This window comes from Phyllobacterium sp. SL163, assembly GCF_049896885.1.
GTDB classification, from domain to species: domain Bacteria; phylum Pseudomonadota; class Alphaproteobacteria; order Rhizobiales; family Rhizobiaceae; genus Phyllobacterium; species Phyllobacterium calauticae.
Map to the genome: position 1 here is coordinate 330,359 of NZ_JAFCVE010000004.1, position 24,543 is coordinate 354,901.

The 24,543-nt window shown below is 60.2% G+C and carries 26 protein-coding genes, 1 tRNA gene and 1 riboswitch; of the genes, 7 read left to right on the top strand and 20 right to left on the bottom strand.

Annotation, left to right across the window (positions count from 1 at the left end; all coding sequences use genetic code 11):
* Positions 1-180 precede the first annotated feature (180 nt).
* The 3 genes from ybaL to ACP7B1_RS11365 all read left to right on the top strand — a co-directional run bounded on the left by ybaL (position 181) and on the right by ACP7B1_RS11365 (position 3,675).
* Positions 181-1,938 (top strand): YbaL family putative K(+) efflux transporter, encoded by a 1,758-nt coding sequence (ybaL, locus tag ACP7B1_RS11355; protein WP_223612804.1) that lies wholly within the window; start codon positions 181-183, stop codon positions 1,936-1,938.
* Positions 1,939-1,998: 60 nt separating this feature from the next.
* The gene (locus ACP7B1_RS11360) at positions 1,999-2,949 is read left to right on the top strand and encodes a lysylphosphatidylglycerol synthase domain-containing protein (RefSeq protein WP_346307131.1); all 951 of its coding nucleotides are present in this window, start codon (positions 1,999-2,001) and stop codon (positions 2,947-2,949) included.
* A 162-nt stretch (positions 2,950-3,111) separates the two neighbouring features.
* Entirely contained in the window at positions 3,112-3,675 is a 564-nt protein-coding gene (locus ACP7B1_RS11365; protein ID WP_426136938.1) for an alpha/beta hydrolase, read from the top strand.
* A gap of 5 nt (positions 3,676-3,680) precedes the next feature.
* Here ACP7B1_RS11365 and cysW read toward each other — a convergent pair whose 3' ends face one another.
* The 5 genes from cysW to ACP7B1_RS11390 form a co-directional block, all read right to left on the bottom strand.
* Positions 3,681-4,508 carry a sulfate ABC transporter permease subunit CysW gene (gene cysW / locus ACP7B1_RS11370; protein ID WP_426136939.1) on the bottom strand — a complete coding sequence of 276 codons (828 nt, stop codon included), beginning with the start codon at positions 4,506-4,508 and terminating at the stop codon, positions 3,681-3,683.
* 19 nt (positions 4,509-4,527) lie between these two features.
* Positions 4,528-5,370, bottom strand: coding sequence for a sulfate ABC transporter permease subunit CysT (gene cysT / locus ACP7B1_RS11375; RefSeq protein WP_346308060.1), 843 nt, complete (start codon positions 5,368-5,370; stop codon positions 4,528-4,530).
* A gap of 102 nt (positions 5,371-5,472) precedes the next feature.
* Positions 5,473-6,477, bottom strand: a complete 1,005-nt coding sequence (locus tag ACP7B1_RS11380; protein ID WP_346308059.1) for a sulfate ABC transporter substrate-binding protein — start codon at positions 6,475-6,477, stop codon at positions 5,473-5,475.
* On the bottom strand, positions 6,474-6,779 hold the full coding sequence (locus tag ACP7B1_RS11385) for a hypothetical protein (RefSeq protein ID WP_403176671.1): 306 nt from the start codon (positions 6,777-6,779) through the stop codon (positions 6,474-6,476). Before ACP7B1_RS11385 ends, ACP7B1_RS11380 begins: the two co-directional genes overlap by 4 nt.
* A complete protein-coding gene (locus ACP7B1_RS11390) occupies positions 6,752-6,943 on the bottom strand; it encodes a hypothetical protein (protein WP_223612799.1) in 192 nt (63 codons plus the stop codon). Before ACP7B1_RS11390 ends, ACP7B1_RS11385 begins: the two co-directional genes overlap by 28 nt.
* 305 nt (positions 6,944-7,248) lie before the next feature.
* Between ACP7B1_RS11390 and ACP7B1_RS11395 the strand changes: the two genes are divergently transcribed.
* Together ACP7B1_RS11395 and ACP7B1_RS11400 are read left to right on the top strand one after the other, a co-directional pair.
* Positions 7,249-7,698 (top strand): RrF2 family transcriptional regulator, encoded by a 450-nt coding sequence (locus tag ACP7B1_RS11395; protein WP_223612798.1) that lies wholly within the window; start codon positions 7,249-7,251, stop codon positions 7,696-7,698.
* A 214-nt stretch (positions 7,699-7,912) separates the two neighbouring features.
* Positions 7,913-8,512 carry a class I SAM-dependent methyltransferase gene (locus ACP7B1_RS11400; protein ID WP_346305908.1) on the top strand — a complete coding sequence of 200 codons (600 nt, stop codon included), beginning with the start codon at positions 7,913-7,915 and terminating at the stop codon, positions 8,510-8,512.
* Here the strand turns inward: ACP7B1_RS11400 and ACP7B1_RS11405 are convergent, their stop codons facing one another.
* From ACP7B1_RS11405 to ACP7B1_RS11435, 7 genes are all read right to left on the bottom strand, one after another.
* Positions 8,513-9,286, bottom strand: coding sequence for a thiazole synthase (locus ACP7B1_RS11405; RefSeq protein ID WP_346305902.1), 774 nt, complete (start codon positions 9,284-9,286; stop codon positions 8,513-8,515). It abuts the gene before it with no gap.
* A gap of 3 nt (positions 9,287-9,289) precedes the next feature.
* Positions 9,290-9,487, bottom strand: coding sequence for a sulfur carrier protein ThiS (gene thiS, locus ACP7B1_RS11410; RefSeq protein WP_163365481.1), 198 nt, complete (start codon positions 9,485-9,487; stop codon positions 9,290-9,292).
* 2 nt (positions 9,488-9,489) lie between these two features.
* Positions 9,490-10,443: a glycine oxidase ThiO gene (gene thiO, locus ACP7B1_RS11415; protein WP_346305903.1), complete on the bottom strand. Its 954-nt coding sequence runs from the start codon at positions 10,441-10,443 to the stop codon at positions 9,490-9,492.
* The gene (gene thiC, locus ACP7B1_RS11420) at positions 10,443-12,275 is read right to left on the bottom strand and encodes a phosphomethylpyrimidine synthase ThiC (protein WP_346305904.1); all 1,833 of its coding nucleotides are present in this window, start codon (positions 12,273-12,275) and stop codon (positions 10,443-10,445) included. The genes thiO and thiC overlap by 1 nt, the downstream gene beginning before the upstream one ends.
* A 97-nt stretch (positions 12,276-12,372) precedes the next feature.
* Positions 12,373-12,489: riboswitch (TPP riboswitch) on the bottom strand.
* Between the two features lie 89 nt (positions 12,490-12,578).
* Positions 12,579-13,148, bottom strand: coding sequence for an NADPH-dependent FMN reductase (locus ACP7B1_RS11425; RefSeq protein ID WP_346305905.1), 570 nt, complete (start codon positions 13,146-13,148; stop codon positions 12,579-12,581).
* A gap of 208 nt (positions 13,149-13,356) precedes the next feature.
* Complete coding sequence (gene rpsU / locus ACP7B1_RS11430) at positions 13,357-13,632, bottom strand: 30S ribosomal protein S21 (protein WP_105732257.1); 276 nt, start codon at positions 13,630-13,632, stop codon at positions 13,357-13,359.
* A gap of 248 nt (positions 13,633-13,880) precedes the next feature.
* Positions 13,881-14,225, bottom strand: coding sequence for a RidA family protein (locus ACP7B1_RS11435; protein WP_105732256.1), 345 nt, complete (start codon positions 14,223-14,225; stop codon positions 13,881-13,883).
* Between the two features lie 582 nt (positions 14,226-14,807).
* Between ACP7B1_RS11435 and ACP7B1_RS11440 the strand changes: the two genes are divergently transcribed.
* Positions 14,808-15,419, top strand: coding sequence for an FkbM family methyltransferase (locus tag ACP7B1_RS11440; protein ID WP_346305906.1), 612 nt, complete (start codon positions 14,808-14,810; stop codon positions 15,417-15,419).
* A gap of 54 nt (positions 15,420-15,473) precedes the next feature.
* Here the strand turns inward: ACP7B1_RS11440 and ACP7B1_RS11445 are convergent.
* The 4 genes from ACP7B1_RS11445 to ACP7B1_RS11460 all read right to left on the bottom strand — a co-directional run bounded on the left by ACP7B1_RS11445 (position 15,474) and on the right by ACP7B1_RS11460 (position 18,652).
* Positions 15,474-15,549 (bottom strand) — tRNA-Lys (locus ACP7B1_RS11445).
* Between the two features lie 103 nt (positions 15,550-15,652).
* Positions 15,653-16,570 carry a PhzF family phenazine biosynthesis protein gene (locus ACP7B1_RS11450; RefSeq protein WP_426136917.1) on the bottom strand — a complete coding sequence of 306 codons (918 nt, stop codon included), beginning with the start codon at positions 16,568-16,570 and terminating at the stop codon, positions 15,653-15,655.
* Positions 16,571-16,822: 252 nt separating this feature from the next.
* Positions 16,823-17,533, bottom strand: a complete 711-nt coding sequence (locus ACP7B1_RS11455) for an NUDIX hydrolase (RefSeq protein WP_346306238.1) — start codon at positions 17,531-17,533, stop codon at positions 16,823-16,825.
* A gap of 3 nt (positions 17,534-17,536) precedes the next feature.
* Positions 17,537-18,652, bottom strand: a complete 1,116-nt coding sequence (locus ACP7B1_RS11460; RefSeq protein ID WP_346306239.1) for an endonuclease/exonuclease/phosphatase family protein — start codon at positions 18,650-18,652, stop codon at positions 17,537-17,539.
* A 323-nt stretch (positions 18,653-18,975) separates the two neighbouring features.
* Between ACP7B1_RS11460 and ACP7B1_RS11465 the strand changes: the two genes are divergently transcribed.
* Positions 18,976-19,332 carry a BA14K family protein gene (locus tag ACP7B1_RS11465; protein WP_346306240.1) on the top strand — a complete coding sequence of 119 codons (357 nt, stop codon included), beginning with the start codon at positions 18,976-18,978 and terminating at the stop codon, positions 19,330-19,332.
* A gap of 53 nt (positions 19,333-19,385) precedes the next feature.
* Here the strand turns inward: ACP7B1_RS11465 and ilvC are convergent, their stop codons facing one another.
* The 4 genes from ilvC to ACP7B1_RS11485 form a co-directional block, all read right to left on the bottom strand.
* The gene (gene ilvC / locus ACP7B1_RS11470; protein WP_346306241.1) at positions 19,386-20,405 is read right to left on the bottom strand and encodes a ketol-acid reductoisomerase; all 1,020 of its coding nucleotides are present in this window, start codon (positions 20,403-20,405) and stop codon (positions 19,386-19,388) included.
* A gap of 34 nt (positions 20,406-20,439) precedes the next feature.
* Positions 20,440-21,084, bottom strand: coding sequence for a TetR/AcrR family transcriptional regulator (locus ACP7B1_RS11475; protein ID WP_346306242.1), 645 nt, complete (start codon positions 21,082-21,084; stop codon positions 20,440-20,442).
* Between the two features lie 105 nt (positions 21,085-21,189).
* Positions 21,190-22,413: an NAD(P)/FAD-dependent oxidoreductase gene (locus ACP7B1_RS11480; protein ID WP_346306243.1), complete on the bottom strand. Its 1,224-nt coding sequence runs from the start codon at positions 22,411-22,413 to the stop codon at positions 21,190-21,192.
* A 77-nt stretch (positions 22,414-22,490) separates the two neighbouring features.
* Positions 22,491-24,416, bottom strand: coding sequence for a potassium transporter Kup (locus ACP7B1_RS11485; RefSeq protein ID WP_223612784.1), 1,926 nt, complete (start codon positions 24,414-24,416; stop codon positions 22,491-22,493).
* Positions 24,417-24,543: the final 127 nt, after the last annotated feature.

Here is a 24,543-nt window from a genome sequence, read left to right on the forward strand (position 1 = left end):
CTGATCTGAGCTCTCCAAGCTAAATATCTGCGGCGTATGAAAAAAATTGCATTTCATGCGCCGCAGAACGACAAAAGTTGTTTGCAAGACATCATGTGTACGCAATACTGAGGCAGTCATTGGCTGCAGACAGATTGACTCTATTATTTTTCATCACGACCCAGGGGGAGACACCGACATATGCCTCATGAAACGCCGCTGATTGCGACAATCGTTGTGGGCCTTGTGGTGGCCTTCATCTTCGGTGCGATTGCCAACCGTCTGCGCGTTCCTCCCCTTGTCGGTTACCTGCTTGCCGGTGTCCTTGCCGGCTCCCACACCCCCGGTTTTGTCGCCGATCAGGAACTGGCGGCTGAACTCGCCGAGATCGGCGTCATTCTGCTGATGTTCGGCGTCGGGCTGCATTTCTCCCTGAAGGATCTGTTGTCGGTCCGGGCCATCGCCATTCCCGGTGCCATCGTCCAGATCGTCGTGGCAACCCTGCTCGGCGCCGGGCTTGCCTGGATTCTCGGCTGGAGCATGCAGGCGGGCTTCGTCTTCGGTCTCGCTTTGTCCGTTGCCAGTACCGTCGTGCTTTTGCGCGCCATGCAGGAGCGACGCCTGATCGAGACGGAGCGCGGGCGCATCGCCGTCGGCTGGCTGATCGTCGAAGACCTGGCCATGGTTCTGGCACTGGTACTGCTGCCGGCCATTGCCGATGCCGTCAACGGCAAGAACCCGGCGGTCGAGGCCGCTGCCCATATCGCCAGCGACCCCATCGTCGCCTATTTCAATCTCGGCATCGGCGGCATCATCGGGCTGACGCTCGGCAAGGTTGCGGCCTTCGTCGCCGTGATGCTGATCGTCGGCCGCCGTGTCATCCCGTGGACACTGCATGCCATTGCCCATACCGGCTCGCGCGAACTGTTCCGGCTCGCCGTGCTGGCCATTGCGCTTGGTGTGGCTTTCGGCGCGTCGAAACTGTTCGGCGTCTCGCTGGCGCTCGGCGCCTTCTTCGCCGGCATGATCATGAGCGAATCCGAACTCAGCCACCGGGCGGCAGAGGAATCCCTGCCGCTGCGCGATGCTTTCGCCGTGCTGTTCTTCGTCTCCGTCGGCATGCTGTTCGACCCGATGACCATCATCAACGATCCGCTGCCGCTTCTGGCAACGCTTGCGATCATCGTGGTGGGCAAATCACTGGCAGCCTTCTTCATCGTGCTGGCGTTCGGTTATCCCACAGGGACCGCCCTGATCATTTCGGCAAGTCTGGCGCAGATCGGCGAGTTCTCGTTCATTCTGGCGGAGCTGGGTGTCGGGCTCGGCATGCTGCCGCAGGAAGGGCGTGATCTCATTCTCGGCGGCGCCATCCTGTCGATCCTGCTCAATCCGGTCGTCTTTGCCGGGGTGGGATATCTGAAACCGTGGCTGGAAAAACGCTCCGCCTCGGCAACGGAAGCCAGCCCCGAGACGACGGTCGTCGAGGAACCCGACGTGGAAGAGCTGCAGCCGACCACCCTCACCAACCACGCGGTGCTGATCGGTTACGGCCGTGTCGGCAGTCTGGTGGGCGATGCGCTGAAGGAAGTCGGCAAGCCGTTTCTGGTGATCGAAGATGCCGACAAGACCGTGGCAAAGCTGCGCGATGACGATGTGGAAACCATTGTCGGCAATGCCGCCAATGGCGATGTGCTGGCCGCGGCCAACCTTGCCGAAGCCCGGCAGCTGATCATCGCCATTCCGAACGCCTTCGAAGCCGGGCAGATCGTCGTCAAGGCGCGTGCCGCCAACCCGGCCATCAGCATCCTGGCACGCGCGCATTCGGACGCCGAGGTCCAGCATCTGCAGGATCTGGGTGCCGACGCGGTGATCATGGGCGAGCGGGAAATTGCCCGGGGGATTGTCGCGCATATTCTCGATCTCGACAAACCGAAGCCGGAGGAGCCCTTATCGGCATAACCAAAGAAAAAACGGGGTTCGCGGCGCAAGCCAGGTGAGAATGATTGGACGGGAATGGGTATGAAGTTAAAGGATTATATATGGCCGGTGATCGGCTTGGCCGCTGTTGCTGTCTCCGCGTGGCTCCTCTACCGGGAGTTGCGGAGCATATCTCTTGAGGATGTGATCCACAGTCTCTATGCGATTCCGACCCACCGCTGGATTCTGGCTGCCCTTGCCTCCCTGCTCGCCTACGCCGCCCTTGCAGGCTATGACCGGATTGCCCTTCTGCATCTGCGCCGCAAGATTTCCTGGCTGTTCATCACCCTTTGCTCCTTCACCACCTATGCACTCTCGCACAATATCGGCGCGTCGGTGATCTCGGGGGCGGTGGTGCGCTATCGCGCTTATTCCTCGCAAGGGATGAGCGCGGCGGAAATCGCCCTGCTCATTGCCTTCTGCTCCTTCACCTTCATGCTCGGCACGATCACCCTGAGCGCATTCGTGCTTCTGATCGAACCGGAAATATTGCAGCGCTTCAACAATGAGCTGCCGCTTTCCCTCAGCTATCTCCTCGGCTTCGGCGCCCTCGCCTTCGTGCTGCTCTACGTCTTCGGCAGCTGGCTGCAGCTGCGCCCGCTGCGCATCCGCAAGTTCACGCTCGAATATCCGCGCCTGACCGTCGTCGCCCAGCAGCTGATCGTCGGGCCGCTGGAACTGATCGGCGCCGCCGCCATTATCTATTTCACCCTGCCCGAAGCGGGCAATCCCGGCTTTCTCATCGTGCTCGGGATTTTCCTCATCTCGTTTTCCGCCGCCCTTATTTCCCATGCACCGGGTGGCCTCGGCGTACTGGAACTGGTCTTCCTGACCGGGCTTCCCGACATGAACCAAGCTGATGTGCTGGCCGCGCTGATCATCTTCCGCCTGTTCTATCTGCTGATCCCCTTTGCCCTGTCGCTGCTCGTCGTCCTGTTCTTCGAGCGTTCGCAGTTGCTCCTGCGCTTGTACAAGAAGGACAGCGAGACCTGAGCCGTCAGCGCCGGGCCGATTTCACGATTCCGGATTTTCGCATTGGAATTTTTTTCCAATACACCCCGACTTTAGACCCCCATTCCTTCAAAGAATGGGGGGCGGCACCTATTTTCAGGCTGTGATTTCAACATTTCCTCCCCAAGCTGGAAGGATGGGTGCCTGATGACAACATTGATCATTCCCGGATATCTCGGCTCTGAGAAAGGCCATTGGCAACGGCAGTGGCTGGCCGATGACGATACCGCCCGCCTTGTCGAACAGGATGACTGGGAAAACCCGGTTCTGTCGCAGTGGCTGCACGTGCTCGAGGCGGCGATCTCGGAAACACCCGGCGCCATTCTCGTTGCTCATAGCCTGGGCTGCGTGCTCGTCGCCCATCTGGCCAGCCGTCCCTCCGCCGCCCATGTGGCAGGCGCCGTGCTGGTGGCACCCGCCGATGCCGAGCGCATGGCGGTGCAGGACCCGAAGTTCCGCAGCTTTGCCCCGCTGCCGCGTCACGATTTCGGCTTTCCCTCCATCGTCGCCGCCAGCCGCGACGATCCCTACATGTCGTTCAACAAGGCACAGGCACTGGCGGATATCTGGGGCTCGGGATTTGTCGACATGCGCCTTGCCGGCCATATCAATGTTGCCAGCGGTTTCGGCGCATGGCCGGAAGGCTATATCCTGGCGCAGTCCATGCGGCGGCCGGACGATGCCCTTCGCACCAGGCGGGCGGCGTAAAGCGTCTAGCCGGCCTGCTTGCGTTCCAGAACATATTTGAGGATGAGCGTGACCACCGCGATCAACGCCAGGGTCGACGAGGCGGCAAAGGCCCCGGTGACGTTGTAGTCGTTGAACAGCAGTTCGATCTGCAGCGGCAGCGTGTTGGTCTGGTCGCGAATGGCGCCTGATACCACCGACACGGCACCGAACTCGCCCATGACACGCGCATTGCACAGCACCGCGCCATAGAGCAGCGCCCAGCGGATATTCGGCAGCGTGACATAGAAGAACGTCTGCAGCCCTGTTGCCCCGAGGGTGATGGCCGCTTCCTCGTCCTCGCTGCCCTGCGCCTGCATGAGCGGAATGAGTTCGCGTGCCACGAACGGGCTGGTGACAAACAGGCTGACCAGAAAGATCGCCGGGACCGTGAACATGATCTTGATGTCATAGCTCTCCAGCAGCGGACCGAGCAGACCCTGGCTGCCATAGAGGAAAAGATAGGTCACACCCGCGACAATCGGCGAGACGGAGAACGGAATCTCGATGAAGGTGATCAGCAGCCGGCGGCCGGGAAAGCGGAAACGCGTGACCAGCCAGGCGACGCAGATGCCGAAGACCATGTTGATCGGCACCACGACGATGGCCGTCAGCACGGTCAGCCAGATCGCATGCAATGTCGCGGGCTGGGTTATCTGCGCGATATAGACGGAGATGCCCTCACGCAGCGCATAGGTAAAAATCACCGCGATCGGCACGCCGATGAACAGCGCCGACAGGGCCATGGCGGCGAGGATCAGCAGCCAGTGCGCCGTGCGGGCCGGGCGCTGGCCATGCCGCCGGGACGACTGCATTTTGGCCGGGGCGGCGGGATCAGCTGCGGTCTGCATAACGGAGCTGCCAGGCTTGAATGGAATTGGTGACAAAGAGCATCAGGAACGCCATCACCAGCATCACGGTGGCGATGGCCGCCGCGGCGGGATAGTCATATTCATCAAGGCGGATGAACACGAGCAGCGACATCACCTCGGTCTCGAACGGCAGATTGCCTGAGATGAAGACGATGGCGCCGAATTCGCCGAGGCTGCGGGCAAAGGACAGGCTGCATCCGGCAATAAATGCCGGGAAAATCGCGGGCCAGATCACCCGCGCAAAAATCTGCCAGTTGGTCGCGCCGAGCGACCGCGCCGCTTCCTCGACATCAACAGCCACATCCTCCAGCACCGGTTGCACCGTGCGGATGACAAAGGGAATGCTGGTGAACATCATGGCGATGGCGATGCCGAGCGGCGCATAGGCGACCTTCACCCCCAGCGGTTCGAGATAGCGGCCGAACCAGCCATTGGCGGAAAAGACGGTGACGAGCGCAAGGCCGGCAACGGCGGTCGGCAGGGCGAACGGCAGGTCAACCACCGCATCCAGCAGCCGCCGCCCCGGAAATTCGTAGCGCACCAGCACCCAGGCGAGCAGCAGGCCGAACAGCGCATTGAACAGCGTAGCCAGCAACGCGGCGCCGATGGTTATCTGGTAGGTTGCAACCGCGCGCTCGGACGAAATGATGGTCCAGAAATCCGACCAGCCGAGATTGACCGATTTGTACAGCATCGCCAGCAGGGGCAGCGCCACGATGATGGCGAAGTACAGCAGCGTCACGCCGAGGGTCAGGCTGAACCCCGGCAACAGTCCACGCTGGCTGGATTTTGAAAACAACGGCATGCTGGGGTTCTAAAGCCTGTTCGCGTGAAAGCAAGCGAGTGGTTAAAAAGAATGCGGCGGCACAGCCAACGCCATGCCGCCTTCGGGTTCATCAGCCACTGATCAGCGCTTGGTGAACACCTTGTCGAGGATGCCGCCCTCAGCGAAATGCTCCTTGGAGAGCTTGTCCCAGCCGCCGAAAACGTCCTCCACGGTCACCAGACGCGTCTCGGGGAACTGCGCGGCATATTTCGCCTTGATGGTCTCGTCATGCACGCGGTTGAAGTTCTGGGCGAGAATGTCCTGCCCTTCCGGCGTATAGAGGAATTTGAGATAGTTTTCGGCAATTGCCCGCGATCCGCGCTTGTCGACGACCTTGTCGACAACAGTGACGGGAAACTCCGCCAGCAGGCTGACCGGCGGTATCACCGCCTCATACTTGTCTTCGCCCAGCTGCTTGCGCGTGCCCAGCACTTCCGCTTCAAACGTGATCAGCACATCGCCGATGCCGCGTTCGGCAAAGGTCGTGGTTGCGGCACGCCCGCCCGTGTCGAACACCGGCACGTTGGCAAAGAGTTTCTTGACGAAATCCTGCGCCTTGGCCTGGTCCTTGTTGTTGGCCTCAAGCGCATAGGCATAGGCGGCCAGATAGGTGTAGCGCGCATTGCCCGAGGTTTTCGGATTGGGAAAAATCACCTTCACATCGTCGCGGACGAGATCATCCCAGTTCTTGATGTGCTTCGGATTGCCGGCGCGCACCAGAAAGGCCGGCAGGGAATAATAGGGCGAGGAATTGTTCGGCAGGCGCGACTGCCAGTCGGCGGGAATGAAATTGCCCTTGTCGTGCAGCACCTGCACGTCGGTGACCTGATTGAAAGTCACGACATCGGCTTCCAGCCCTTCCAGGATCGAGCGGGCCTGTTTTGACGATCCCGCATGCGACTGGCTGACGGTGATGTCCTTGCCAGCCGCTTTCTTGTAGGCCGCCGTAAAGGCCTTGTTGACCTGTTCGTAGAGCTCGCGCGAAACATCGTAGGACACGTTGAGGATTCCGGTCGGCTCTGCGGCTTTCACCGGTCCGAGGCCGAGCGCCAGAGCAACCGTGGCGTAGACGAACAGTTTTTTCATTGCATTCTCCCAAGCAGCCAGCACGGATCGTGCTGTCGAAATGAACCCAGCCCCATCCAACCCAGCGATGTCATAGGAGAACGGATATTTTTTCTGAGAATGCCGCCAAATCTCCGGGAGCGGAAGAATTGGAATTCCAACAATACCTTTTTTCTTAAAACTTTATACCAAGAAATGACTAAAATGAAATATTCGCCCGGTCTATCCGGGCCGGTTCCGCAATCCGCTTCCACCCCGCGATGCCGCGAGGCAGCGTCGTGAACAAAAGCGCGGCTTACCAGAAGCCGCGATGCTGCCAGCACCAGAGGAAATCCTCCTCGGTCCAGTTGCGATGACGCTTGGCCGAGGCCTCGTCGCTGTCCCGCTTCTTCGCATCCCGTGTATCGGTATCGAGTGTTTCCGAGGCGAATACCTCGCGCCACAGGCGTTCCGCCCGATTAAAGATGCCTGATACTTCACTGTACATTGCGACCTCCAGGGAACAATTGGGTTGCAGAGTGCAGCTGCCTCCAGGAGACAACCGATACCCGATGATGACCGGTTGTAAAAATTTGTCAACAATCACTACCGGTTTAATCGTGTATCGATTTTAACGCTTTCGCAACTTTTCGGGCGCTTAATTCTTAATGAATGATTATTTTTCAGAGCCTTAACAGCCATTTTTAAGACATTTGGCCGCCATGAAAAAACTCTATTCTTTAACACTTTAACACTAGAAAATGTCACGCGAGGGACTATGACTGCATCTCACAGGGTGGTCAGGCAACAATCATGATTTCGCAGAAAGCCAAATATGCGCTCCGGGCGCTTGTCGTTCTCGCCAGAGCCGATGCCGAAAAGGCCCTTTTCATTTCGGACATCGCGGAAGAACAGAACATTCCGAAGAAGTTCCTGGAACAGATCCTGCTCGACCTGAAACATCAAGGCATCGTCATGAGCCGCCGCGGCAAAATGGGCGGCTATCTCCTGCTCAAGCAGGCGCAAGACATCACCTTCGGTGAGGTCCTCAGGCTGATCGACGGGCCGATTGCGCCCCTGCCGTGCCTCAGCAAGATTGCCTACCGGCGCTGCGAAGACTGCGACAGCGAGGACAAGTGCGAAATCCGCCATGTCTTCAGCGAAGTCGCCAATGTCACGCGCGGCGTGCTCGATAAGACCACAATTGCCGATTGCCTCGCCTATGGCGATGGCGGCAAGCTGGCAGCCGTGCTCGACAGCTAGATCTTTCAATCGGGATTCTTACTGGTTTCCGCTCGTTCTCCGACGCGTGTGGTGCGTGGTTCGACAAGCTCACCATGAGGGAGGCTGTTTGGTGCAAGACCAATTGCAAGCGTTGCAGAATATGCTCCCGGCAATCCTCACCCTCCCTCATGGTGAGCTTGTCGAACCACGCGCCAAGCAGTATGCAGCCCAAGAACCAACATCAAGGAACACCATGACCGCCAACGATCCGGAAACACTGGCCTTTTACGCCGATGAAGCGGTGCGTTACGCCAACCAGTCGCAAGCGCGCGCGTTTGACCATCTCGACGCCTACCTCGCCCTGCTGTCTCCCGGCGCCAGAATTCTTGAGCTTGGCTGCGGCGGCGGTGACGACACTGCGCATATGCTTGCCCGCGGCTTTGACGTGGTGCCGACGGATGGCTCGCCCGAAATCGCCGCCGAAGCGCAGAAGCGCCTGGGCATTGCCGTCGATGTCTTGCAGTTCGAGCATATTGCAGCGGACAATGCCTATGACGGCGTCTGGGCCAGCGCCTGCCTGTTGCACGTGCCGCGCGCCGGCCTGCCCGCTATCATCAGCCATATCAACCGCGCCCTCAAACCCGGCGGACGGTTCTTTGCCAGTTTCAAGGCCGGTACGGCCGAAGGCCGCGACCGCTTCGGCCGCTACTTCAACTATCCCTCGCCGCAATGGCTGCGCCAGGCCTATGGCGAAGATCGCTGGCACGGCATCGATATCGCTGCGCTGATGGGCAGCGGCTATGACCGTGAGCCGACGCAATGGCTGCACGTCATCGCCACCAAACGGCCCTGATCAGGTAAAGACAGCTTTTCCGATGACCGGCGTTGATGGCACCGCCACATCGCGCGGCTCCAGCATGCCCGCGTGAAAGGCCATGTGCCCGGCATCCGCCGCCTTGGCGAAGGCGGTCGCCATGGCGACAGGGTCGGCAGCCTTGGCAACGGCGGTGTTGAGCAGGATGGCATCAAAACCGAGTTCCATCACCGTGGCGGCATGGGACGGCCGGCCGAGACCGGCATCGACGATGAGCGGCACCTCGGGGAAATGCCCGCGCAGGGCACGCAGGGCATGCAGATTGAGCGGGCCAAGCGCCGAGCCGATGGGCGCGCACCACGGCATCAGCACCTCGCACCCCGCCTCGAGCAGGCGCTCCGCCACGACCAGATCGTCCGTCGTATAGGGAAACACCTTGAAGCCGTCCCCAGTCAGGATCCGCGCTGCTTCCACCAGCGCAAACACATCCGGCTGCAGTGTGTCGTGATTGCCGATGACTTCGAGCTTGATCCAGTCGGTGGCAAAAATATCCCGCGCCATCTGGGCGGTCAGCACCGCTTCCTTGACCGTGTGGCAGCCCGCCGTATTCGGCAGCACATGCACGCCGAGCGACTGGATCAGCGACCAGAACTTGTCGCCGGACTTGCCGCCCGCCATTTCGCGCCGCAGGGAGACCGTGACGATCCTGGTTTCCGATGCCTTCACCGCATCCATCAGGATCGCCGGTGACGGATATTGCGCGGTGCCAAGCAGGAGGCGCGAGGACAGTTCGGTGCCATAAAGGGTCAGCATGGCTCAGCCTCCCTGCCGGGGGGTGAGGATTTCCACCCGGTCGCCTTCATTCAGCGCCACGGCAGCGCGCGCGGTCGCCCGCACCAACTCGCCGTTGAGCGCGGTCGCCAGCCATTCGCCCTCATACTCAAGTTCGCCGAGCAAATCGGCCAGTGTTTTGGCCGCAACCTCGTGCGGCTCTCCATTGACGATCAGTCTCATGATCAAGCTACCTTCTCTGCGTCAAAAGCCATCGCCGCCGCCTGCATCGCCATGGCAGGCGCCAGCAAAAATCCGTGCCGATACAATCCGTTGATGCTGATCACCCGGCCATCCCGCTCAACGCGCGGAAAATTGTCCGCATAGGCCGGGCGCACGCCGACACCGGTCTCAATGATCGCTGCCTCGCCGAAGGCCGGATGCAGGCTGTAGGCGGCATTGAGCAGTTCCATCATCGACCGGGCGGTGACCGGCCCCGTCGCATCGCTTTCGATCATCGTCGCGCCGACCATGAAGAGGTGATCGGCGCGCGGGACGATGTAGACGGGAAAACGCGGATGGATCAGCCGGACAGGCCGGGCCAGCGCGATGTCGCGGGTTTGCAGGATGAGCATTTCACCGCGCACCCCGCGCAGATCCGGCTTGGCCGTGGAATAACCGGTGCAGTCGACAATGCGGTCGAATTTGCCCTCGTCCCGCTCGTTCTCAAAGCGAACGCCTGATGCGGCGAGCTTGGCCGCCAGGGCTGTCAGGGCGCGGCGCGGATCGAGATGCGCTTCGTCCCGGAAAAACAGCCCCCGGCGGAACCGCCCCGCAAGGTCGGGTTCGAGACTGCCCAGTTCCTGCGCGTCCACGCCGGCAAAACCCGAGGTACGCGAGGCGAAGCGGTCCAATTCCCCGGCATCACGCGCTGGCGCCAGCACCAGTGTCCCGTTGCGCACGACGCGCCCTGGCAGGGCCGCCTCCCACCAGGAGGCAGCCTTCAATCCGAGTTCCAGCACCTGTTCATCGGCACTTTCCCGCTCGCAATAGGGCGCAAGCATGCCGCCCGCATACCAGGAGGCGGTCGACGACGTGTCGCGGCGCGGGTCGAAGACGGTCACGTCTGCGCCCCGCGCCATCAGTTCATGTGCGGCGGTGAGCCCGGCCACGCCAGCGCCTTTGACAAGGATGCGCATCAGAAATCGTCACCCCCGACCGGTATGGGCACAGCTGCTGATTTCAGCGGCATGTAGAGATCGCCGCCCTGCCGGAATTTTTCCGCCATGGCCGACATGCCCTCCTTCTGCGCTTCGGCGCGGATATCGTGGGAAATCCGCATCGAACAGAATTTCGGCCCGCACATCGAGCAGAAATGCGCCACCTTGTGCGCCTCTTTCGGCAATGTCTCGTCGTGGAACAGCCGCGCCGTTTCGGGATCGAGCGACAGGTTGAACTGGTCTTCCCAGCGGAACTCGAAGCGTGCCCGCGACAGGGCATCGTCCCGCACCTGCGCCGCCGGATGGCCCTTGGCAAGGTCCGCCGCATGGGCGGCGATCTTGTAGGTGATCACCCCGATCTTCACATCGTCGCGGTTGGGCAGGCCGAGATGTTCCTTCGGCGTGACATAGCAAAGCATGGCGGTGCCGAACCAGCCGATCATCGCCGCACCGATCCCCGACGTGATGTGATCATAACCGGGCGCGATATCGGTGGTGAGTGGTCCCAGCGTGTAGAACGGCGCCTCACCGCAGACGGCAAGCTGCTTGTCCATGTTCGCCTTGATCTTGTGCATCGGCACGTGGCCGGGGCCCTCGATCATCACCTGGCAGCCCTTGGCCCAGGCAATCTGCGTCAGTTCCCCCAGCGTCTCCAGCTCGGCAAACTGCGCCGCATCGTTCGCATCGGCGATGGAACCCGGCCGCAGCCCGTCACCCAGCGAGAAGCTGACATCATAGGCACGGCAGATATCGCAGATTTCCTCGAAATGCTCGTAGAGGAAACTTTCCCGGTGATGATGCAGGCACCACTTGGCCATGATCGAGCCGCCACGCGACACGATGCCGGTGACACGGTCGACGGTCAGCGGGATGTAATGCAACCGAACACCCGCATGGATGGTGAAATAATCGACACCCTGCTCCGCCTGTTCGATCAGCGTGTCGCGATAGACCTCCCACGTCAGGTCTTCGGCAATGCCGCCGACCTTTTCCAGCGCCTGATAGAGCGGCACGGTGCCGATCGGCACGGGGGCGTTGCGGATGATCCATTCGCGGATATTGTGGATGTTGCGGCCGGTCGACAGGTCCATCACCGTGTCGGCACCCCAGCGGATGGCCCAGACCATTTTTTCCACTTCCTCCGCCATGGAGGAGGTCACTGCGGAATTGCCGATATTGGCGTTGATCTTGACCAGGAAGTTGCGGCCGATGATCATCGGCTCGAGTTCGGGATGGTTGACATTGGCGGGAATGATCGCCCTGCCCCGGGCAATCTCCTCGCGGACGAATTCCGGTGTGACATAATCCGGCACCGACGCGCCGAAGGAATTGCCGTCGCGCTCCAGCTGCGCCCGCGCCGCGTCGCGGCCAAGGTTTTCACGGATCGCCACATATTCCATCTCGGGCGTGATGATCCCCGCCCGGGCATAGGCGAGCTGCGTTACGGCTTTATCGCCCTTCGCCCGCAATGGCCGGTTGCGTACCGGGAACTCCGGGGTCAGCCGTTCACCGGTGACGAAGCCATTGTCCTCCAGCTTGACGTGGCGGCCGTCATAGGCGGCAAGGTCGGCATGGCCGGCAAGCCAGCTTGCGCGGATGCGCGGCAGGCCTTTGGCGATATCGATGGCAACATTGGCATCCGTATAGGGCCCGGACGCGTCGTACACCGTCACCGGCGGCTCGCCCGCTGTCGGATGCACCGATATCTGGCGCAATGGCACGCGGATATCCGGATGGATATGGCCGGGTTTGTAAATTTTGATCGAGGCCGGCAGCGGTCCTGCCGAAACGGTTGGGGTAATTGCGGTCATCATCAGGCTCCTAAGCAATCAAGCGTGGAAACCCAGTTCTGTGCCGGAAGGATGAAAAGAGATTGCGAATCCGGATACGGATGTGCCGAGGCTGACTCGCATGACTTTCGCACCGTCCCTACGCCAGTATGAACTGGATCAGGTTCAACGGGTCACTGCGCTGCAAAAGCCAGCAGAATCTCAGCCCCTTGTCGGGACCCCCCTGGTGAATGTCTTGAATTGAACGCCCGATCCGCCATTTGTCAAGCGAATCGGTAAAATCGTGTGTGTGGCGCCCGGTCGATTCCAGGCGCCTTGACCGGATCAGGCGGCGCGCAGCGGCTTCAACGCATTGCTCCACTTGAGCAATTCGCCAATCATGGTGTTGGCGCTGGCGGTCACCAGTTCATTGGCCTGGAAGACGCCTTCATCGTTGATGAACTGCTGGTACGCCGGAACGGGAACGCCTTCGGGAATGGGAACCATCCGCAGGCCTGCGATGAGACCCTTGACCGATTCGACCGAGCGCAGGCCGCCCGACACGCCGCCATAGCTGACGAAGCCGACCGGCTTGTAGTTCCATTCCTGCCAGAGATAGATGATCGCATTGGTCAGGGACGGCGGAGCGAAATAGTCATATTCCGGCGTCACGAACACGATCGCATCGCCCGCCTCGATCAGCGCGCTCCACTTTTTCGTGTGCGCATGCTCATACTTGCGGGCGCGCGGGTGGTTGGGCTCGTCGAAAACCGGCAGGTTGAGATCCGCCAGGTCAATCAGAACAGGCTCGAACTGGCCGTCCTGGCTGGCAAAATCATGGAACCACTTGGCAACCGGCTGACCGGCGCGGCCCGGACGGGTGCTGACGTGGACGATGTTGAGCTTGGGTGCCATTGAAAGGTCTCCATAAGGCTTGACGAGTATGGAGCATGCATAGGCGCGGCGTGATGCGGCGCACAAGAAGGCACTTTTTTGAAACCGGGTAATATCGATGTGAAGACGATAGTTATGGCGGAGTCTTCACAAAACGAAACCCGCTCCAGCATGGCTCGCTGTGCGGGTTCTGTCGCGTTTTGCAAGGACCGGAAACTCCGGTCATTGATTATCGGTTGTTGTTGAAATCGCTGGAAGCGGCACCTGGACGGGCAACGCGTTCTTTCTTCTTCGGACCAGGAAGCAGACCTTCACGCTGTGCCTGCTTGCGCGCTGCCTTGCGGGCGCGGCTGACGGCTTCAGCCTTTTCACGGACACGGCGCTCGGACGGCTTTTCAAATGCCTGGCGCGCCTTCATTTCGCGAAAGAGACCTTCGCGCTGCATCTTCTTTTTCAGGACCCGGAGGGCCTGTTCAACATTGTTATCACGGACGAGAACTTGCAATCGTTTTCCTTACCCATGCTTGTCTCGTCTTGCGGGCGTAAGCGTCACAATCAGACAAGCGTTTGATGAATTACCACAACGGCAATCCCGAGAAGCGCGGACTTTATTCATTCCCGCGCTAAAAATCCAGTGCACGGGAGCAGTTTTACTGACATCCACTTCATTTCATCCCGGCAAATTCAATATTTCCGCCGGGATGAACCTGTCGCTTTGCCAAATCCGCCGCATCGGACGGTTTCGGCAGGGAATCAGATGGCAGCGGTGATGATGATTTCGACGAGATAATCCGGGGTCGCCAGCTTGGCTTCGCCGGTGGCGCGCGCAGGCGTGTTGGCCGGATCGACCCAGGCATCCCAAACCGCATTCATTTCGGCAAAGTCCTTCATGTCGGCCATCCAGATGATCGCCTGCAGGATCTTGGACTTGTCGGAACCGGCTTCCTTCAACAGGCGCTCGACCGAAGCCAGGACGTCCTTGGTCTGCTCGGTGACGCTCTTGCCCGGTGTACCTACCTGCCCTGCGAGATAAACCGTGTTGCCATGGATAACGGCCTGGCTCATGCGTGGACCGACTTCAATACGACGAATGCTCATGGAAAGCTCCTCTAGCAGTTTGGGTAGATCGATATTGGACAGGCATATAAGAAAAAAGGGCCATTCGGCCCTGTTCAAGGCGTTATAGTTGGGGCCCGCCGGAAAGCAACAAAAATCATCGGTTCCGCCCACGGTTTTCGTTTGCCCCGCCCCCTGAAGCGAGCGGCCGCAAGGGTTTGGATCCTCCGTCCGCTGCACCATTGTTAACCATGGGAAAGCGGAGGCAAGGGATGCTGCGGAAACCGGCTGCTTCTGTCGCGATGTGTCTTGCGGGCTCAAGGCGCCGCTGCATACTCGACCATTCCATGGCTACTGCGCTGTTGATAGCGGAAGCGTCGGGCGGACCAGCCGCGAACCCTAGGAATTTGATTTTGTACTTGCGATATGATGCAATATTAAGCTTATCTATGATAACGTGCCCTACAATTCGACGGGAGTGATAAGTAATTGATATATCCATTCGTTGAAAACATAAGATATGGTGACCGATCTATACCATTCTGCATCGCCGATGAGATCGGATATCATTGGTATGTTGCAGTTGGCAACAATTATACTGGATTTCGCGAGCGTTGCATTTACTTGATCGAACCGGGATCGCATGTTGTTGACTGCGGCTCCCATCACGGATTGATGACTGTGCTATTCGGCCAGAAAGCGGGTCCCGCCGGCAGGGTGACCGCTTTTGACGCGCTGCCATTCAATGCGGGTGTCGTGCAGCGGAATGCCGAGCTGAACGGGCTGGCAAATGTGGTGACCCACGGCAAGGCCGTCGGGCAGAAAACGGGCACCCACAAGGTGTTGGCCCCGCACAGCAACGTCATCCTCAACGATATCAATGTGCATGCTCCCGATGGTGACCTGATTGTCGACGTCATCGCGCTGGACGATGCGGATTTGGGCAAGGTGGATTTTCTCAAGATCGACGTGGAAGGGCACGAGGTTGCTGCCCTGAAGGGCGCCCGCGGCGTGTTGCAGCAGCTGCCGTTTCTCGACATCGAAATTCACAACTTCATGCAGGTCGACGCGCGTACCCACTGCTTTGCCATCATGGAAGCCTTGCCGGCCGGCAGATATCTTTTTTCCATCGACGAGGATCCCGAATGGCACGAGGCGCATGAGATCGACATGAATTACCTCATCGGCCTGCCCAACCCTCATCTTCTGGCCAAGCCAAAACAGCGGGTGCTCTAGAATCGCGGTAAAATGAGAAAACCCCAAGCCATTGATATGACCTGGGGTTCTGATTGGTGGGCACAGTAGGGATCGAACCTACGACCCGCTGATTAAGAGTCAGCTGCTCTACCAACTGAGCTATGTGCCCGTCAGCCGCTTTGACGACCGAAGGTGGGGGCTCTATAACGGGGCAAAACCGGCCTGTCCAGCCCTTCTTGAAAACTTTATGTCAGCTTTGAACAATAAGTTGTTTAAACAAAAAGCTGTCCCTCCGCCGTCTTGACCGCCGAACCGCCGATACGCCCGCCGGCAAGCTTCTGGTCGGCGATATCCAGTTCCAGCCGCAATCGCGATGGACGGCCCATTTCCTGGCCCTGTTCCAGCCACAGCCGCAACAATCCGTCGAGCGGCTGGTCAAAATGCTGGATGGCCCCGGCAAAGGCTGCCGTGGCGGAACCCGTTGCCGGGTCCTCGTAGGTGCCCTCGTCGCTGACAAACATCCGCGCATGAAAATTGCTGTCGTGCAGTGTCGTTTCGCGGCAATAGAGATAAACGGGCAGCTGGCGCCCGTCGATCACAGGCGCGGCCTTTTTCATGGCGTCCTGGTTGATTCGAATCCGCCCCGCAGCCGCCAGCCCGTGAATCGGGATCAGCAGGTAAGGCACGCCGGCATCCCAGACGGTCGGCACGTGATTCTCAAAGCCGATCTCCTTGGGTTCGAGACGCAGGGCATTGGCCAGCGCGATCCTGTCGGGATTGTACGGCACCTGTTCCGGCAGCTTGGGAAGATCGAATTCGGCAAATGCTCCCGCCTTGCTGAGTTTCACGCCGCAGCGGACGGGCCCGATCTTCTCTTCCAGGATGATCAGCGTTTCCTGATCGCTCGCCACATCGGGAAACCGGCTTTGCGCCAGGGCGATGGCGGACCCGACGGTCGGATGACCGGCGAACGGCATTTCGTAATCGGGCGTAAAAATCCTGATCTGCGCCGTATGGGCAGGATTGTCCGCCGGCAGGACGAACACCGTCTCTGACAGATTGAATTGCCCGGCAATCCGCTGCATGGCGGCATCGTCCAGCCCGGCTGCATCGTGCACAACCGCAAGGGGATTGCCCGTCAGGACCTTGTCGGTGAAAACATCATAGACCTGATAGTGCCGGCCGCTCATTTGCATACTCCTCGTCAAACCCTCGGCGAAAGTAGACACTGGAGAGAGCTGTTCAAGATAAACCTTGTGACGGTGACATTCCAGCCTGCAGGCCATCTGGTGCGTGGTTCGACAAGCTCACCATGAGGGAGGTGGTTGACTGCAAGTTCAATCACAAACGTAGCAGAATAGAACGCCCTGCAATCCTCACTCACCCTCATGGTGAGCTTGTCGAACCACGCACGGCAGAAATGCAACATTGCCTCTCTCGGTTCATGACCTGAAGTGCCAGTCGCCAAAGGTAGCGAAGGTCCGCGGCGTCGCCTCTCCCATCTCGCCGGCCGCCGAAATGGCACAGACGCCGTCCAGTTCCGGATCGGCCTGGGCGGCAATGGTGGCGCGAATGGATGCGAGCAGTTCATCCCCGGTCTGCCGGAAATAATAACGCCGGAACACGGCAATGCTCCGCTCCACCCTGACGAGATAGGCCATGTCGTCCCGGCGCGATGCGGTGCCAAGATCGATGCCGGTTTCCTCGGCCACCTCGCGCTGGGCATTGCCGTCGAAATCCACCTGATCGCCCACGAGATCGCCCGCATCGAACGATCCAGCCGGGAAATACACCCGTCCCGCCGCCGATGTCGCGGCGCCCATCTGCCCGGCAATCAGCCTGTTGTCGGCCGATACCATGACCCCGACGCTGAAGATGTGCCAAGGCTTTGCAGCCGTGCGGTTGCGCTTCCAGTGCATCATCGTGGCAAAGGTGGTGCGCCTGTAAGCCGCGCGGAAAATATCGGCGTCGATCCCTGCCTGTTCAGCCAGGAAGAACGAGCCGTCGAACAGCGTGGGATTGGCCGCCAGTTCGCGTGTCCAGTTTGCGACAATGTCAGCGCGATGCTGAACATCGTAGGCGAGAGGCCCCTCCTCCACGCGCACAATGGCCTGACGGATCGGGATGACGGCTGCTTCGGGAATGGTGTGCATGGGTCAGATGACGTTGAACGTGACGGCAACGGGGCAGTGATCGCTTGCCTTGGGGCGATCCCAGCCGATTCTGGGAAACAGCTCGACCTTCTGGTCCGGCGGGAAAATCGTGCGGTATGGCTGGCCGCGCCGGATGATGTCGGGCACAACCTTGCTGTTGGTTCTGGCCAATGCGGGCGACGCGAGGATGTAATCGAGCTGGCACAGGTGGCGCTCCTCCGGGCCGCGCGTATGGTACAGCGTCCAGCGATCCATCACCGGACGGCGTTCCACCAGATTTTCGCAGAACCCGCCGTCCAGCAGCACGTCGACGCTGCTCGTCGCCTCGCGCACCGGCTCAAACGTGTATCCGGCCAGCGAATCGCCGCCAATGACAATGCGTTCGCGATAATCGTTGAAATCGCCGCAGATCACCCAATGCTTGCTGGCCGAACCGCCGCTATCGGCAAACCGGTCCTCGATGATCCGCCGCACCGCCTTGGCTTCGGCCACGCGCACCGGCATGGAGGCGGTGCGCCCGTCCAGCCCGTTGCGCGGCGGCCCCATGGATTTGAAATGGCTGACAAACAGCGTCAGCGGCCGCCCGCCGATACGCACGTCGATCTCCAGGCAGTCGCGCTTGAAAATGCGCTCATGCGGCTCAAGCCCGAGCGCCGCGATTTCGGCGTTGTACAGACCGAAATCATTATAGGTCACATGGGCATGGCTGGTCATTTCGATGAATTCGATCGGCTCACCGTGCCGGGTCTGGTCGCGCATCAGCACCGCCACGTCGATGCCGCGGCTGTCATTGCCTTCCAGCATGTATTTGTGCCGATAGCCCTCGCCGACCATCTTGAAGAGATAGCCGAACTCGAAGGCATTCAGTGCACCGATATTGTCGACTTCCTGCAGGCAGAGAATATCCGCATGCGTTTCGGCGATGGCAAGCGCCGTCAACTGGCGCGTGTCGTCCGCATGGGCGATGGCCCGCGCCTGTTCCAGCTGCCGGTACTGTTCCTCGTCATTGATCTGGAACAGCTGCAGCGTCCGGTCCTTGTTCAGATTGTTCTTGAAGCCGGAGAAATCAAACCTGTTCATCAGATTTTCGACGTTGAATGTGGCGATGCGTACAGACATTCACATACCCTGAATTATGAAACCGACAGTCGAAGCAGGACGTTGGTGCGAGCCTAGCCTGATTGCCGCACTACAACCAGTGGTCCGATTCTGACATTTGCATTCCTTTGATACAGGCCATTCAGGCAAATGTCAGAATCAAAGGACCACTGGCAACCATATAACTCTAGTGGAACTTTGAATTTGACATTCGCATGCACCGCGCGATGTCAAATGCGACGCGAATGTCAAATTCGTTCCACTAGTGCCGAAACCGTTACCGCAGGGATTTCCGCTTGGCGGTGGCGGCGGGGTGCGTAAAGGCCTATATTAGGGAAAACAGCATGGACATGACGATGATGAAGACCCTGATCACAGCCCTCGCCGCCTTTGGCCTTGCCCTGACCCTCGGTCTCGGCGCCGCGTCTGCGCAGGTCCAGCCCTATCGTCCGGCCCCGCGCGGCAATGATCCGGTTCCACTGCAGCCGCTGATTCTCGGCACCGACAGCCCGGCCAACCTTGCCGGGCCCAATTGCACGGGCTCGGCGCGGTGCAACGATTTCCGCACCCGCCGGCCCATCATCTCGCCGACGACCCGCACCCAGGCGCAGATCTGCCAGGACCGCTATCAATCCTACCGTGCCTTCGACAATACCTACCAGCCCCTGAGCGGGCCGCGCCGCACCTGCACGCTGCAATGAAAAAAGGCCGATAGATCGCTCTATCGGCCTGATTCCCGGAAAGGTCGAAGACCTTAGTTCTTGGCTTTGTCGACCAGCTTGCTGCTGCCGATCCATGGCATCATGCCGCGCAGCTTTTCACCGACTTCTTCGATCTGGTGCTTGTCGTTGTTGCGGCGGATGGCCTTGAAGCGCGATGCGCCGGCCTTGTATTCCTGCATCCAGTCGGAGGTGAACTTGCCGGTCTGGATGTCGGTCAGGACGCGCTTCATCTCGGCCTTTGTTTCGGCAGTGATGATGCGTGGGCCGGAGACATATTCGCCCCACTCGGCCGTGTTGGAGATCGAATAGTTCATGTTGGCGATACCGCCTTCATAGATCAGGTCGACGATCAGCTTCACTTCGTGCAGGCATTCGAAATAGGCCATTTCAGGCGCATAGCCGCCTTCAACCAGCGTTTCGAAGCCGGCGCGGATCAGTTCAACGAGGCCGCCGCACAGAACAACCTGCTCACCGAACAGATCGGTTTCGCACTCTTCGCGGAAATTGGTTTCGATGACGCCCGAACGGCCGCCGCCGACGCCGCAGGCATAGGACAGCGCGAGGTCATGCGCATTGCCCGAGGCATCCTGATGGATGGCGATGAGGCAGGGAACGCCGCCGCCCTTCTGGTATTCGCCGCGAACCGTGTGGCCGGGGCCCTTCGGTGCGATCATGACAACGTCAACGGTCTTCTTCGGCTCGATCAGGCCGAAATGCACATTGAGGCCGTGGGCAAAAGCGATGGCAGCGCCGTCGCGGATGTTGTCGGCGATGTGATCCCTGTAGATGTCGGCCTGCAGTTCGTCCGGCGTCGCCATCATCATCAGGTCGGCCCATTTTGCCGCTTCGGCAACGCTGACGACCTGGAAGCCGTCGGCTTCGGCCTTCTTGGCGGTGGCAGAGCCTGGACGCAGGGCAATGCGCACGTCCTTGGCACCGGAGTCCTTCAGGTTCAGCGCATGGGCGCGGCCCTGCGAACCGTATCCGATAATGGCAACCTTCTTCGACTTGATCAGGTTGATGTCTGCATCGCGGTCATAATATACGCGCATTGATTTCTTCCCTTCAGCGTTGCGTACAGCGGCCTTAAGCGGCCCCGTTGGTATGAGCTCCGTACAGAGCGAAAAACTGCTGTGTCGCGCGCCGGGCCTCGCCGTCGATTGCCACATCAGTCAACTCGAACCGGTCGCCAAGCAGCAACCGGATTTGCACATCCCGGACGACCAGTCCGAAAAAGGTGCGAAATGCTTCTTCCGTATCGTCGAATGCCAGCAGTCCGGCTTCACGCCCGACCTCGAGCAGCGGCATCAGGCGGCGCGCCATGGCAAACGGCCCGTTCTCCAGGACGATGGCGCCGAGATCGCGCTTGTCGCTGCCCGCATGGCTTACGGCCACGCGGTTGAGTGCCACGGAAATCTTGCCGGAGAGAACGCGCAGCCAGTCCGACGCAAAGCGTTCCAGCCCGCTGGTCAGCGACGACAGATCAAGTCCGTCGCGCCTGACCGTGACGCCGCGCACCTTCGACGCCTGCCACTGGACCGTCGCGGTCAGGAGCCCGTCCCGGTCGCCGAACCATTTGTAGAGGGTTTCCTTCGAACAGCTGGCGCGGCGCGCCACGCTGGTCATCGTCAGCGCGTCCCCCGCCTCCACCAGCAGGCCAAGCGCCGCATCGAGAACGTCGCGCTGACGCTCTGTCAAGGGGCTGTCACTGGCTTCCGCAGCAGATTGCACGAGGCTTCTTCCATTCGTTTTCACGGCTTCACTTGCCGTACCGTACGTTACGGTTCGGTTCTAGAGCCATGAAAATCGTTTGGCAAGTGGGGATGAAAAAGATTTCTAGAACCAGGCTTTTTCCTGCAAACCGATTGGCCGGAACGGGTCGATAAGAGTACCCGATACCATCGATGCCAGAAGCTGCGGCGCCGGCGGAATACGCGCCACGGTTGGAACCACCCAATCGCGTGCAAAGGGCAGCAGGGTCGAATCCGACTGGTAGAACGGGGTGAATGCCCGCGACAGGGCCTGGAAGCCGCGTACATGCGTCCGGCGGGAGGCGGCATAGGCGGACAGCGCCGCATCGAGCGCCGTGGATGTGGCAAGGGCATGGGCAAGTGCCCGCGCATCCAGCAGCGCCATGTTGGCGCCCTGCCCCAGCTGCGGGCTGGTGGAGTGGGCCGCATCGCCGATGACGGCGAGGTGACGCCCGGCGGGCATGGCCAGCGTATGGTGGCCATAACGCGCCAGCGTCATATCGTCGAAACCGCCGATCTGATCGGTATAGGCCGAGCATTCCGGCCAGAGCGACAGCACCCGGTCCTTCCAGCTTTCGATCCCCGCAGCGCGCAGAGCCTCCGCTTCATCCGGCTTTGTGCTCCAGAAGAATGCCGCCATGTCATCGCCGCCCACCTCGGTCCTGCCAATCGGCAGAACGCCGATCATCACGCCAGCCCTACGGTAGCGCTGCAGCAGCGAGCGCGTGTCAAACCCCTCCCCGTGCCATTTCAGCGATGTCCAGAAGGCGCCGTATGTCAGTGGCACCGGTTCGCAGGGATGGATGGCAAACTGCTTGAGCCGCGAGCGCGAGCCGCTGGCATCGACGACCAGATCGAAGGTGCCGATGCTGCGGCCGGTACTGGCCATCAGCCATGCCCGGCCGTTGCCCGTGTCCATCGTGACGACGTCGACATTGGTCTTGATATCGATACGCGCCTGCAGCACCGCCTGGTACAGCACATCGAACAGGGCGGCGCGATGCACGGCAATGCCGTAGCGTCCGCTTTTCAGTGCCGCATACCGGACATCCAGCACCGCCCGGCCGGACAGGGCATCGGCGCCGTAGAGCCGGTCGATCTGGTTGCCGAGCCCGGAAATGCTGTCGAACAGCCCGAGATCATCAAGCACCGTCAGGCCGGTGGGTTGCAGGATGAGGCCGGAGCCGAGGGGCGAAGGGGCGGCAAACCGTTCGAGCAGTTTGACATCATGCCCGGCGCGATGAAGATAGAGCGCGGTGGCAAGCCCCGCGGGCCCTGCACCGACAATGGCAATCCGCTGTTTTTTCAATCTGACCCTGCCCGTTTGCTGCAACGGGCATACAGACGCGATGCGGGTCTTTCAACCCGATATCGCGTCTCGCCGGTTCAGATGTTTACCTGTGTTCCGATTTCCACGACGCGGCCGGTCGGAATCTGGAAATATTCCGTGGCATCGCTGGCGGTGCGCGCCAGCGCGATGAACAGGCGGTCCTGCCAATGCGGCATTTCCGAACGGGCTGATGCCTTCAGCGAGCGGCGCGACAGGAAGAAGGACGTGGTCATGATGTCGAACTTCCAGCCCTGCTTGCGGCAGATCGCCAGCGTGCGCGGAATGTTCGGGCGCTCCATATAGCCGAAGGTCAGCGTGACGCGCATGAACAGGTCGTTGATCGGCTCGATCTTGACCCGCTCGCTCTTCTTGACCAGCGGCGACGGCGCGGTGATGACCGTCAGGATCACATTGTTCTGGTGCAGCACCTTGTAGTGTTTCAGGCTGTGCATCAGGGCTGTCGGGGTGCTCTTGGGATCGCCTGTCAGGAACACGGCGGTTCCCGGCACCAGCGGCGGCGGGTTCTGCGCCATCTTCTTCGAGATCAGATCGAGCGGCACTTCGCCCTTGCGGGTCTTTTCGAACAGCTGACGGCTGCCGCGGACCCAGGTGAACATCACCAGGATGATAAGGAATGCCACCACGAGGGAAGCCCAGCCGCCATCGACAACCTTGATCAGGTTGGCGCTGACGAATGTCAGGTCAACGATGATGAAGCCGACGGTCAGGCTGACGGCCACCCAAAGGCGCCACTTCCAGATGCGGCTCATGACGATGAACAGCAGGATCGTCGTCACCAGCATGTTGCCGGTCACGGCAATGCCGTAGGCCGAGGCCAGGTTGGTCGAGCGCTCGAAGCCAAGGACGAGCAGGACAACCACGAGGCCGAGCAGCATGTTGACCCGCGGCAGGTAAACCTGGCCGGACTGCTTCTCGGAGGTGTGTTCGATGTTGAGGCGCGGCAGGAGATTGAGCTGCACCGCCTGGCGCGACAGCGAATAGGCACCCGAGATAACCGCCTGACTGGCGATGACGGTGGCGGCGGTGGCCAGAAGCACCATCGGCAGCAATGCCCAATGCGGGAACATTTCGAAGAACGGGTTTTTGGCCGACTCGCCATGCGCCAGAATGAAGGCGCCCTGACCGAAATAGTTCAGGAGCAGACAGGGGAAGACGACCCAGACCCAGGCCGTGGCAATCGGCTTGCGGCCGAAATGGCCGAGATCCGCATAGAGCGCTTCCGCACCGGTCACCGCCAGGAACACCGTGCCGATGGTCGGGAACGCCGTTGCCGGGTTTTCGAGGATGTAATCCACCGCGTAATACGGGTTGGCGGCGGCAAAAATGCTGATATCGTCGAACAGGTGCCATGCACCGAAAAAGCCGATGGCCAGAAACCACAACAGGGTGATCGGGCCGAAAATCGTGGCAACGCGCGCCGTCCCGAAACGCTGGACGGAAAACAGCGTCAGCAGGATGACCAGCGTGATGGGCACCACGAAGGGTTCCAGCGACGGAGTGACGATCTCCAGACCTTCAACCGCCGACAGCACCGAAATGGCCGGGGTGATCACCGCATCGCCGTAAAACAGCGACGCACCGACAATGCCGAGACCGAGAATGAGCTGTGGCCGGGATTTGAAACTCGAGCGCGCCAGCGCCATCAGCGACAGGATACCGCCCTCGCCGTCATTGTCGGCGCGCAGCACGAAAAAAACATATTTGATGGTGACGATCAGGGTCAGCGCCCAGAAGATCATGGAGACAACACCGAGAATATCGGTCCTGCTCAGGAATCCGTCGAGCGATGCGGCATGAAGCGCTTCGCGAAAGGCGTAGATCGGGCTTGTCCCGATGTCGCCATAGACAACGCCGAGGGCGCCTAGCACAAGAACCGGAAATGCTTCTTTGTGATGCGGTTCCGGTTCATAGGCGGCGGTACCGTTTAAACAGTTCTCGTCGCCAACTTGCTGGTCACTCATACAGGTTTTCCCTCGCTCCGACAGCGTGGGCGGACGAGTTAGTCGTGTTGCACCGCAATATCAATCGCCATTTTAACATAGCTGTCATCCCACGTTATGCAAAAACGCATGGCAACGCAAATCCTGT